The sequence below is a fragment of the Polaribacter sp. genome (assembly GCF_024639685.1).
Lineage (GTDB): Bacteria > Bacteroidota > Bacteroidia > Flavobacteriales > Flavobacteriaceae > Polaribacter.
In genome coordinates this window covers 288,349-300,615 of sequence record NZ_JAHEHX010000003.1, presented here as the reverse complement: position 1 = coordinate 300,615, position 12,267 = coordinate 288,349, and the positions used below count along the sequence as shown (strand labels likewise).

Here is a 12,267-nt window from a genome sequence, read left to right as displayed (position 1 = left end):
TTTAATGTTTATAATTGTAGATAACAATATTAAAGAATATAAGAAATTGATGCATCCTGTTGTATAACGTATTTGTTAGAATTTAACATATTCTATATTATAATTTCCTGAACCTATTACAATTGAGTCTTTATTAATCTCAACTTTATTTTTCTTTTTAAACTGATTAAAAGATTCTCCATTTATTTGGATTGATTTCAATTCATTTTTAGTCAAAAGCACTTTTGCTTTGGTATTAAAAGGCACTTTCAAATTCATCGATAATACATTCTTTTTTAACGTCCAATCGTTTTTAATATCTCCATAAGGAGTTGGCACACTTACTGATGTGGATATTATTTCTTTTGAAAACTCTGGATTTACTGTAAAGACCTTATAACCTGAATTTTCTATTGTAGATTTAATTCCTCCTAAAGACTCAAAGAAATAGGCGGAGAAACCGCTATGCATTGGATGATTTAAAGAGTTTGTTGGCCCCTCCATTTCTTCCCAAATAAATTGACGTTCTGGCCACGTAGTAAATCCTGAATTCATTACATAGGTTTGACTTGGAAAATCTGGCGTTGTTAAAATTTGATGTGCCAAATCTGCGTGTCCATTTTCACTTAAAACCGTGTAAATATATCTGTTTCCGTGAATTCCTGTAGAATGATGACCTCCTTTAACCTCAACTATATTGTGTACCAAACCATTTACAACGGTTTCTATTTCGTCTTTGGGCACCATACCAAATTGTAAAGCTTGTACTGTTGCAGTTTGACTTTGATACCATTTGTGCTTTGTGTTCAGAATATCCACTAAAAACTCTTTATTGAACGCTTTTAACAATGCTGCTTTTTCTTGTTTCATCTTCGCTTCATAAGACACATCTTTATTCATTTTAGCAAAGGTTTCCATAGCTACTAAAACATCATAAAAATAAGCATTAGCAGAAATAATTGGATCACATTCCATAGCACTTGGATTTCTTCTTCTATCCCAAAGTGGTGGACACCAATCTCCCATTCCATTTTGCATAATTCCGTTTTCACCTTTAAAATTCAAGTAAAAATCGGTTAAACCTTTCATTGGTTCGTAATAATCTTTCACGATTTCATCATCACCATAAAACTTGTAATTGTACCAAGGTAAATACATTGTTGCAACACCCCAATCTATTTTTGCGTAGGTAGATGTTCTTTTTCCTGGAGCAATCATAGTAGGAACTTTAAATTTCAATTCAGGATTATTATGCCCTTTTGTTGGTCTCATTTGAGTTTTGATGTCTTCCATGTATTTTTTATAGAAATCATACATATCATAATTGTACAAAGCGTATTCACAAAATGCGTGTGCATCTCCTAACCAGCCACATTTTTCTCTATGAGGACAATCTTCTGGAATTCCGTGTACATTGTCTACAATTGTCCATTTACTGATACTATGCATTTTATTTAATAATGAATCAGAAGATGTAAAACTTCCTGTTTCTTTTATATCAGTAGCTACTAAAACCGCTTTTATCATATCTGCATCTGGCTTTCTAGAAATTCCAGTAATTTTTGCATATCTAAATCCGTGATAACTAAATTTTGGTTCCCAAGATTCTACACCTTCACCTTTACAAATGTATTTGTAAATCTGGGTCATTCCATTTGCTCCACCACCAGTTGAACCTTTAAAAATATCTTTTCCTTTTGTTAATAAAGCCTCTGTTGTAATTACATCAATTAATTGTCCTTTTTTCTCTTCAACGTTTAATTTTACCCAACCTGCAATATTTTGTCCAAAATCTACAATCCATTCTCCATCAGCGCATTTAAATACTCTTTGAGGTTCTAATTCTTTTAATTTTTTAATTGGTGGAATTTGACTCGCACTTATTTTTTTAATTTTCGGAGATGTTACTTTTACATTACCCCATTTAGTATCATTGTAACCAACTGTGTTCCATTTTCCAATTTCGTGACGAGCATCATAGGTATCACCTCCATAAATATTATTGAATACTATTGGCCCTGTAGACTCTTTCCAGTTTTTATCCGTGTAAAAATCTGCTGATGTACCGTCAGTATAATTTAATTTTACCAAACAACGTACGGTTGGCGGACCGTAAGACACCCCTTTTTTATTTGATTCTGGATCTCGGCTCCAAGAAATATTTTGTCCGTAAAATCCATTTCCTACTATAATTCCAAAGGCATTTTTACCAGATTTTAATTGTTCGGTAATATCATAATTCACATAATAGGCTTGCTTATCATAATTTGAAGGTGCAGGATCTAAAACGTGATCACCCACTTTTTCTCCATTTAAATACAACTCATAATATCCCAATCCACAAACATATACTTGCGCATCTTCAATTTTTTTATCGATTTCTAATTCGTTTCTAAAATAACTTGCAGGAAAACCATTTACTTTTTTTGCAGGTTGGTTTCCCATTCTACCTGTTTTGTAATCTCTAAATTGATATGGAGAAGTTCTGGTATCTTTATTTAGGGTAATCCATTTAGAATCGCCCCAATTTTCTTTTTTCATCAAACCCATTTGAAATTCTTGAACGTCAGACCAAGAAGAAGAAGTTCCTTTTTCATCCCAAATTTTTACTTTCCAGAAATAGGATTGCATCGCTTTTAAATCCTTTCCTTCGTATTTTACAAAGGTAGACTTATCACTTTCTACTTTTTCAGAATTCCAAATATCTGCATCATTTTCATTTAGTTTATTTTCTGTAGAAGCTACTAAAATTTGATATGCAGATTGCGATTTGTTAAAACCATCAGCAGTAATTACCCATGAAAACAATGGTTGTTTATTTTCTATTGCTGTTGGGTTAGGTTTTGTGTTTACCAATAATTTCTCAAAAGACATTGATACTCTTGATGTAGAAACTTGTTTGCAAGAAAAACAAAGAATTGAGATTACAAAAAGAGAGAATAGCGTTTGTTTTTTTAACATCATTTATGTTCGAATTAGCAGATTATAGATTTATAATTTAGTGTATTTTATCTTATTTCACTACAATTTTATGATTAGAAATCCCTTGATCACTCTCTAATTGTAATATGTAAATACCTTTTTGTGTATTTTCAAAACGGACTTGTTTTTCTGATATAAAATTACCTTTTTGAACTTCCACTCCATTAATTGTATAAATTCTATATTGAGCCTTTTCTCCATTGTTTATTTTGATGTTAAACACACCTTTAGTTGGATTGGGATAAATACTAATTATTTGTTCTTGAACTATTTCTGGAGTGGATAATGTTGCATTACTCAATTCTATAATGTTTATAGAGAATTTAGGCAAAGTAATCCCTTCACTTCCTTGACTAATTAAAGTTAACGGATCTACATCAATCCCCATAGCTCTTTCTTCATCCATTTTATTAAATGCAATCGCTTTATGAACTGCCACATCCGTATATGCAACTCCATCTAAATTTACATTAAAAGGTACATCTTCATTACTAAGATTTACAACAAAAACGGAGGTCTTTCCATTTTTTGTTACCACTCTCGCGTTAACCGCTTTTACACCATCTACCAAATTTGCTACTTCTACATTACTGTCTATTAAGGTGGTGTTTTCTAAAGCCAAACGAATGATTTTATAAGCTGAACCAAATAGTGTTTTTTCTAAAGGATACTTTATTCTTGGGCGTACTACACCACTAGGAGAAACATAAGTTTCCCAAACGTAATGAGAGTTTAATTGCCCATTTACACTAAACCAATTAGCGCGCTCAAAAACATCTTGATTTTGACTCATAAAAATATAACAATCTACCATTCCTAAAACAGAAACTGCATTTGGGCCACCTGATTTTACACCCCATTCTGTTAACCATATTGGTTTATTAGGTGCCACTTTATGTGCATAATCATAAATAGAATTTCCTAAAAATTTTCGTGCTGTAAGTGCTGTACTGAAGGCTTCATTACTATTATTAGAATCATCGGGATCTGAACCTACATAAGTATGTACTGTAACTGCATCAAAATAAGTCAAATCTTCTGTTAAATCTTTATTCCAGTTAGGGTTTGCCCAACTATCTCTTCTTAATAATGGTACAGAAACCCTTATGTTAGGGTCTTTTGCTTTTAAAGCTGCAGACATCGATTTTGCTCTAGCAATATAATCTTCAGTATTTGGTATGATAGAACTTCTTTGTCCTGGATAAAAATTTTCATTTCCTAATTCTACTACTTTTACTTCAAATCCTCTAGAAATCAAATCATTGTATCTTGCTATAGTTTCTGGACTTCCATTGTTAAAATCTGTACCATCTGCACTCATATTAAATGTCCACATCATATCAAAACCTTTACCTGTTTCAGATTTTCTTGTTGCATTTAAATGGGTAAGTCCATCAATACCTACTTTAATATTATTGGTATCAAATATCTTTATATTAGCTAATAAATCGGGTTTTTTTGTTTTAATTGTTTTATTTACTCCTTGTTCGTATTGAAAAGATTCTTCTCCAAAAAGTCTTGTAACATCTCTTCTCCAATCGTACCAATTTGCCCATAAACCGTGAGGAAATCTTATGGTTATTGGTTTTAATTTATTTATGAGGTCTTTTTCTTTTGTAGTTGAAAAATGATGCGTATTTGTACCTAGTAATAGATTATTAAATACTTCTGTATTAGAAGATGTTATATGAATTGTTGCTTCCATATTGGAAGGCAAATTAAACGGATAATCTTGAGAAAATACTGATTCAGCAAGTAGCAAGATAAAGCAAAAACAAAGTAACTTCTTCAACATTTCTGTAATATTTAACTTTTTATTACTCAAAAATAATATACTTTTTAAAGAACAGTATCCTGCACACTCCTTAAAAACAATTGATTTTCAATAAAGTTTCTATCAACCAGAAAATTTAAAAATTATATTAAACTACTATAATTATATTAAGCGAATTAATAACTTACAAGCTCTACTGGTCCTTCCAATCCTGTTGGTGCCAAATCTTTATAATTTTTAGTCCACCTATTGGTTAAAGGGTTTTTTAGTGATTTACAATAATTTGCCAAAACTGTGGTGTATTTTATTTCTATTGTATTTTCTCCTTCTTGCAAATACTTCACAATGGAATATTCTGCTTTTCCATACCAACGTTTTCCTGTTTTTTTGCCATTGATATACAATTCTGTAATACCTCCATTTGTGTTTCCTAAATCTATATGTGTATAATTTCCATCATTTTGAAGTGCGATTTTATAACTCAATTCTCCACTAAAAGTACTTTTGGTTTTGTCTTCAGATTGACTAAAATCGGTCAATTCTTTCATTTGCCAAGTAAACGTTTTTCCATCTACTCTTTTTCCTGTAACGTTCCATATTCCAATAATTGCTTTGGATTTTTCAACTTTAGTTGAGTTACCTAAAATGTTTTCTATTGGTTTTTCATCTTCAAAAACAATTAATAAAGATGCTAAAGGATTAAGAGAAATATGTAATTCATTTGACTTTTCAGCATAATAGATAGGTTTCCTTTCTCCAGTTTCTGGATTCCACACATAAGGATATTTATTTTCTATAGGAAAAGTAGCATCGAATTCCGTTGTTTTATATTTATGAATATTTGTAAAGAAATAGATGTCTTTATCTCTTGTATATTGATGAATTTGGTATACTTTTTTTGTTGGAGTACTAATGATTACATCTGGATTAATTTTAGCTTCTTGAAGAAAATTCTCTGTCCAAGAAAACAAATTTTCTAATGATTTAGGCTTTTCTATTTGAATGATTGACTTTGGATGTTCTGCCAAAAGATTTTCTATGATTTCTTTAACTTGTGTGTCATTTGCATCAGCATCTTTAAAATGTAATGATTTTTTTGGAAGCTCATCAATCACCACAACTTTACCACCAGTAGCAACATATTTTTGAATAGCAACTGCTGTTTCTGGATGAATGGATTTTAAACTCGCCAAAACCAATAATTTATACCTCATATTTCCAAAGGAAATTTCACCATTCTTTATTTCAGATTTGACTAAAATATTTTGGTTGATATATTCGCAAGAATACCCTAATTGACTAATAGGTTCCCATAATTTATGTAAATATTTAGGTTCTGTATGAAAAGGTGCTCTTGCCAAACCTTTATCTCCCCAAATATCTGCAGTTGGTCCAATAATAGCAATAGATTTTTTAGCTTGTGAGTTTTGAAATACTGTTGATAATCTTGCGTTATAATCTACCCAACTGTTTAGGTGCTTCCACCAGGTATTTTGCTCACTAAAATAAACTCCATAACGAATCCAACCTGGAAAAGGTTCTTCTTTTGGAGAGTAATTGTAACCGTGTAAAATGGAATGGTTAATACTAGTGATGAAATTCATATCATCGTGTTGTTTTATTTCCTCTAAAGTAGTTTTAAAAACACCTCTTGTGTTGGTCATTACTTCAGAACTAACAATCTTTTTTCCTGTTAAATGTCCACCAGCAGATGCATACAAATTCCACGTCATATACCCGTGATTTTGATTCCATTGCCATAAAGAATCTTTCATTTCTGTAGAGTAAATCCAATTGTTACTTTCTGGAATATCAGGTATCATATAGCCATCTAACATTCCCATTAAAAATGGCGTTCCATAAGCCTGATATCTACAAAGCACATCATTTTCTTCGCAAAAATCTTTGTAAGTTTGGGTGAAGTTTTTTAGAAATACTTCCACCAAAAGTTTGTTATAATCGTAACGAACTCGCTTTAATTTTTCTATAAATTCTGATGAAAAGCCAATAGTATAATTATCATTGGCATAATTTCCTTTTACTGAATAGAAAATAAAAGGCATCCATTTTTTTAATTGATACCCATAGGCATTAAAGAAAAGTGTATCAAAACCATCTGTCCAGTTGGCACCAGAAACCTCAATACTATCACAAAAAATAGCTCTAATTAATTTGTTTAATGGCAAACCAGAACGTTCTGATATTTTCTTTAAGCGATTTAAATACGCCAAAGTCATTTCCTTTTTATAATGATCCATTACTGGACCTGCACCTCCTGGAGGTCCTAAAGTAACAACTCTAAAATTTTGCTGAATAAGTGCATAACTCAAATAATAATTGCCAGCATTTTTAATTTTATAATTCAGTTTTCCATTTTTATCTAAATGTTCTAAAAGGTTAATGATTTGATCCTCAGTATTACAATCTACAGGAACTAAAGCTAAATTGGCTAATTTGTATGTTGTACTTTTACTAATATGTCTTAGTGCTCTACTTTTTCGATATTTCTTTTGTATAAATTGATTAAATAATCTTCATCAACTTTAATAACATCATTGTAACTATAGGCTATTTTATCTGTTACCATTCGCTGACTGGTTTCTTCGTCTTTTAAAAACTCGCCACCAAATGGCCAACCTGTACCAGCAATGATATCAGTTATCATCCCTAAATCTTTGGCTTTTTTAGCAGCGTGAACAACCATATCTACCCATTCATCACTCATCCAGACTAAAGATTTCTCGCTTTTATTAAAAGCAAGTGGCATTGCAATAGGGTTAATTTCTACACCACCAAAACCAACACTTTTTAGCAATTCTAATTGCCTGTCTAATTCTTATTTTTTTATTTTATTTCCATTCCACCACCAACGAACAAAAGGTCTTGCTTCTGCTGGTGGATCTTGGAATTTTTGAAATAAATCCTCATTCGTTTTTTTTGAAGCATCTTTTTCACAGGAAGAAATGAGGAAAATTAGAAATACAACTGGAAATAAAAAATACGTTCTTACCATTATTTTGAGTCGTTTATATGTATAATAGTTTTAAAAGTTAACGTTATTCTGCTAAAAATAACAAACAATATCCACTTAAATAGAATTCCCAATCCCTACCAAGCCAACAGTTACAACTTCAGCACCAAAACTTTCCATTTTGTTCGCAATTTGTTGTTGATAACCTTCTAAACGTTCTAATAAGCCTTCAAACTGTGGCCAATAGGTATCTAAACCAATACCAAACAATCCTGCTTTTATCATTATTTTATTTATTTTAATTTTAACCTAGTACTTAACTTCGCTTTTAGCTCTTTAACTAATTCTGGGTGTACTTCAGCTATATTCTTAGTTTCCTTTTCTGTTGTTGAGTGATCATATAATTCAACAAATCCATCTTTATGCAGTGTCATTCTATGCGTTGAAGTTCTGATGGTTGAAGCTTTATTGTTGTAAGATATAGCATAGTGACCAGTAGCATTCGGATCTACTAATAATTCTTTTAGAGACGTCCCATGAGCATACTCAGGAGTTTCAATTTCTGCTAAATCACATAAAGTCGGAAAAATATCGACTGTTTCTACAATAGCATTCGTATTCGTGCCTTTATGTTTCATTCCTGGGTAATGAATTATTAAAGGTGAATGCAAAGATTCCTCAAACAAACTATGTTTTCCCCAAATCGCATGTTCCCCTAAGTGCCAACCATGGTCTCCCCAAAGTACAACAATCGTGTTTTTATCTGCTCCTGTTTTTTTTAATGCTGCAAGAATTTTACCAACTTGTGCATCTGCATAACTCACACTTGCAGCATAATGTCGGCGTACATCATTCGCAAAATCAGCATCTGTATTAGGGTTTTTACCCCAACGATTGTATTTCATAAATTCACCAGATCCATGCCATGTGGTTTTTCCTTTTGGTTTTTGAGGATGTTTTATTTTGGGAAGTTCAACACCATCATACCTATCATAATACATTTTTGGTGCACCAAAAGGCAAGTGTGGTTTAATAATTCCAACAGCAAGAAAAAATGGATTTTCTTTATTACTGGAAAGTTCTCCTATTTGTTTCACAGTTTCATCTGTAATTGCTCCATCTGGATAAATGTTGTCGTCGCCTTCTATGGTTTGAAAAACGTCCATACCACTTGATTTTACTCGGATCTCACCATTAGCTAATCCATGCATCATTCCTCTTGGGTGTTCCCATTCTGCAACTGGCATCAAATGTTTATCCCAAGCATTGGGCATCTCTACTTTTGTGCTATCATTCCAATTTTTTCCTCCTCTACCTCCTGGATGATGAGATACTTTTCCAACCGAAACTGTTTTATAACCATATATTTTAAACCACTCAGGAATACTTTTATCTATTTTTTGAGTGCCTTGGTTTATTTTATTTGCTCTACTAAAAAGTGCATTGTTTCCTGCTGGCCCATATTGCCCTGTTAATAAAGTATATCGAGATGGACCACAACTTGGTGAGTTCACAAAATGTTTCTGAAACCTAATACTCTTTTCAGAAAAAGCGTCAATGTTTGGTGAGCTAATATAATCTGCTCCAAAACTCTTCAATTCTGGACGAAGATCATCCACACAAATAAGTAGCACATTAGGCTTTTTAGAAACTTGTGCCCTTTGACAATTCGTAATTACAAAAAGAGATAATAGTATGTAAAAAAAAGAGATTTTTTGTTTAACTCTCATTATTATATCATTTTTTTAAAACATTTTATTGTCATCATTTTCTATTGTTTTTTCTAAATTTCAATATACAGTTCACTTATTTTTTTCAAGCGATTTGTATCTAATTCCACACCAAAACCTGGCTTTGGTTTAAAAGAATAATACCCATTATTTTCCTTTTTGGTTGCAACACTTTGCAAACACTCTAAATACAATTTAGAATCTTCTTTTTTCTCAATCGCCTCTACCCAAGTGGCATCAACACCAATGGCTATTTGTTGCCAAGCAGAACAAGCAGGACCAACCAAACTATCATCGCCTATCATTACTTTTGCACCAATTTCTTTTACTTTATTTGCTAATTGCGCTGTGTGGGTTAAACTTCCCATTGTTGAAGGATGCAAATTGTAAATATGCCCCATTCCTGGTTGCATTTTTTTGATACCTTTCCAAGCAGGACGCATTGGAGTATCTGGAATTAAAGATAAATTACCCACCATCTTTTGCAATTCTATCCATTGCTTTGTTTTTAGATTTGCTGGGTCTTCAATCGCATTTAGTCCATTGTCTTTAAATCTGTTCAATATTAATTTTAATTCATCTAAAGATTGCCATTTTTTATAGCCTTTATTCACATCAGAAATTACTATAGCTTCATCTCCTAAAATGGCTCTTATGGTTTTTAGTAACTTCATATCAACTTTCTCATCACCATACATTTTAAATTTTAGATGATGATTTAAGTTCTGTTCGATACTTTTTTCTGCTTCTGCTCTAACTTTTTGCTCATCTTTATCTAAAATACAGTATAAACCTGGAACTGAATTACGACCTGTTAAACCCAATAATTCTAATGCAGATTTATTTTGAAGCCTTCCTGATAAGTCCAAAAGTCCCATATCTAAAGATTCTAACATTTTTAAAGACCTTTTTGATCCTAAAACTTGTTCTGATGCTAATAAATTTTGAGCTTCCCCTAATTTCAATCCTTTAAATTGTTCTAAATATTTTACCCAATCTGTAGGTTTAAAATCTGGATTATTTTTTGATGCAGGAGTTTCTGTCCAACCATAAAAATCTCCAGCAGATATTTTTATAAATAAATGCTGACGATTATGCCAAGTTCCCCAAGAGAAATAACGAGGGATGTTAATGTCGTATCGAAATAATTCGATTTTTGTAATCTTTTCATTTAAATATTCTGTTCCGTTTTTACCCACGCATGAAGATAATAATGGATATGTAGCCCCTACAACACCCAATACAGACATGCTTTTTATAAAATGGCGTCTGTTTGTTTTCATAGTTTTATTTTACCAAGGATCGTTCATTGACGTTAATAAATTAACTAATTCTGTTTCCATTTTAGTATCTAAACTAGGATCTTCTCCCCAAATATTTTTCATTTGGTAAGGGTCTTTTGCATCATGATAGAGGTAATGGAATTTTTCTCCTTCCTTATCTTTTACCACGGCAGATGTGTAGTTTTTCGTTCTAAACCCTCTGGTATCCGATTTAGAATCGGTTTTTGTACCCCAAAATACAATTGCTTTTTTGGGCGGTTAACAGGTTTATCAAAAAATAAATCTGCGTAATTTTTTCCTTCTACTACCTTAGGTATTTTATTTTCCATTCCCATTACACCTAATAAGGTTGGCATATAATCGGGTACACTCAATAAAATATCATCTGTTTTTGGTTGTATCATCTTTGGATAATTTACGATTAAAGGAATTTTATAAGCTTCTTATACTCTTTCAAGTTTAATAGGATACGCTTTATTTGCGTTCCATTGGCACACGTATAAATTTTCATCATTATCAACACACACATCGTGACAATGGCGAAAAATCGGTTTTTCTTGAACCATACGTTGTAGCTTTCCCTTTTTGTATTTTGGTTTTGTACCACCAGGGTTGGAAACTACTTTACCTCTGTCATCCAAAATAGTAACGAAACCAGAACCTGGGCTTGTTTTTGTAGGGTGAGTTTCCATACGTCTTGAAGCATCATAGTCAATTTCTGAAGACCAACATACACCCGAATATAAATGATCATTATGAATAACAGGACGACAAACAAAGGCTCCGGGCAAATCTATTTGCTCTATATACACGCCATCTAATGTAAAACGCTTAAAACAATTACTAGCTCTAGAGGTTATAAGTAGCGTAGGCTCTCCTTTTCCTCTGTAATCTATACAAACACCATGTGCTGTTTGAAATTGGTTTTGCCCTGTGCCATTTCCTTCTCCAATTTTTCTAATAAACTCTCCGTCTTTTGTAAATTGAAGTACGTACTGCGACCCATAACCATCGGCTATGTAAATATCTCCATTAGGTCCAATGGCACTTTCGGTAGGTTTAAATTTATCCTTTTTGCCGTAAGCTCCATATAAAGATGGATGCCCTATAATCATTAATTCTTTACCATCAGTTGTGGTTTTAATAATCTCTCCTCCTTTAGTATCTGCAATAAACAAAAAATCATCAGAGCCGTCATTCCACAAAGACAATCCATGACCTCCTTTGTAACGTACCCCCCAAGCATCTAACAATTTACCAGATTTATCGTAGATTAAAACATTATTACGTGTTTCGTCACCCACCATTATAAGTCTTCCTTGAGAATCCATTACCATTTCATGACAATTCTTTACAGGGGTAACAGCCCTATCTAAATCGCCCCAAGATTTATGCACTTTATATTTAAAATCGCCATGACCAATAATATCGTCATACATCTCTGGTTTAGATTTTAATATGTTAAAATGAGGCACAACTGCCAAACCTAAACTTGCTTTTGCTGTTGTATTTATAAACGTTCTACGATTCATATTAGACTTTGTCATA

At 32.3% G+C, this 12,267-nt stretch carries 11 protein-coding genes; all 11 read right to left on the bottom strand.

Going from position 1 to position 12,267, the window contains the following annotated elements:
• Positions 1-75 precede the first annotated feature (75 nt).
• The 11 genes from Q0L44_RS03545 to Q0L44_RS03495 all read right to left on the bottom strand — a co-directional run bounded on the left by Q0L44_RS03545 (position 76) and on the right by Q0L44_RS03495 (position 12,266).
• Positions 76-2,943, bottom strand: coding sequence for an alpha-L-rhamnosidase (locus Q0L44_RS03545; protein ID WP_296635359.1), 2,868 nt, complete (start codon positions 2,941-2,943; stop codon positions 76-78).
• Positions 2,944-2,992: 49 nt separating this feature from the next.
• Positions 2,993-4,666 (bottom strand): T9SS type A sorting domain-containing protein, encoded by a 1,674-nt coding sequence (locus Q0L44_RS03540; RefSeq protein WP_296635357.1) that lies wholly within the window; start codon positions 4,664-4,666, stop codon positions 2,993-2,995.
• 245 nt (positions 4,667-4,911) lie between these two features.
• Entirely contained in the window at positions 4,912-7,212 is a 2,301-nt protein-coding gene (locus tag Q0L44_RS03535) for a glycosyl hydrolase (RefSeq protein WP_296635467.1), read from the bottom strand.
• A 5-nt stretch (positions 7,213-7,217) separates the two neighbouring features.
• A complete protein-coding gene (locus tag Q0L44_RS03530; protein ID WP_296635354.1) occupies positions 7,218-7,550 on the bottom strand; it encodes a glycosyl hydrolase in 333 nt (110 codons plus the stop codon).
• Between the two features lie 21 nt (positions 7,551-7,571).
• Entirely contained in the window at positions 7,572-7,748 is a 177-nt protein-coding gene (locus tag Q0L44_RS03525; RefSeq protein ID WP_296635351.1) for a hypothetical protein, read from the bottom strand.
• Positions 7,749-7,823: 75 nt separating this feature from the next.
• Positions 7,824-7,991, bottom strand: coding sequence for a hypothetical protein (locus tag Q0L44_RS03520; protein ID WP_296635348.1), 168 nt, complete (start codon positions 7,989-7,991; stop codon positions 7,824-7,826).
• 8 nt (positions 7,992-7,999) lie between these two features.
• A complete protein-coding gene (locus Q0L44_RS03515) occupies positions 8,000-9,436 on the bottom strand; it encodes a sulfatase (RefSeq protein WP_296635345.1) in 1,437 nt (478 codons plus the stop codon).
• A 53-nt stretch (positions 9,437-9,489) separates the two neighbouring features.
• Positions 9,490-10,719 carry a mandelate racemase/muconate lactonizing enzyme family protein gene (locus tag Q0L44_RS03510; RefSeq protein ID WP_296635343.1) on the bottom strand — a complete coding sequence of 410 codons (1,230 nt, stop codon included), beginning with the start codon at positions 10,717-10,719 and terminating at the stop codon, positions 9,490-9,492.
• Positions 10,720-10,728: 9 nt separating this feature from the next.
• Positions 10,729-10,887, bottom strand: a complete 159-nt coding sequence (locus Q0L44_RS03505; protein ID WP_296635341.1) for a hypothetical protein — start codon at positions 10,885-10,887, stop codon at positions 10,729-10,731.
• A complete protein-coding gene (locus Q0L44_RS03500; RefSeq protein WP_366085050.1) occupies positions 10,881-11,150 on the bottom strand; it encodes a hypothetical protein in 270 nt (89 codons plus the stop codon). Before Q0L44_RS03500 ends, Q0L44_RS03505 begins: the two co-directional genes overlap by 7 nt.
• A gap of 12 nt (positions 11,151-11,162) precedes the next feature.
• Positions 11,163-12,266, bottom strand: a complete 1,104-nt coding sequence (locus Q0L44_RS03495; RefSeq protein ID WP_296635338.1) for a 6-bladed beta-propeller — start codon at positions 12,264-12,266, stop codon at positions 11,163-11,165.
• Position 12,267: the final 1 nt, after the last annotated feature.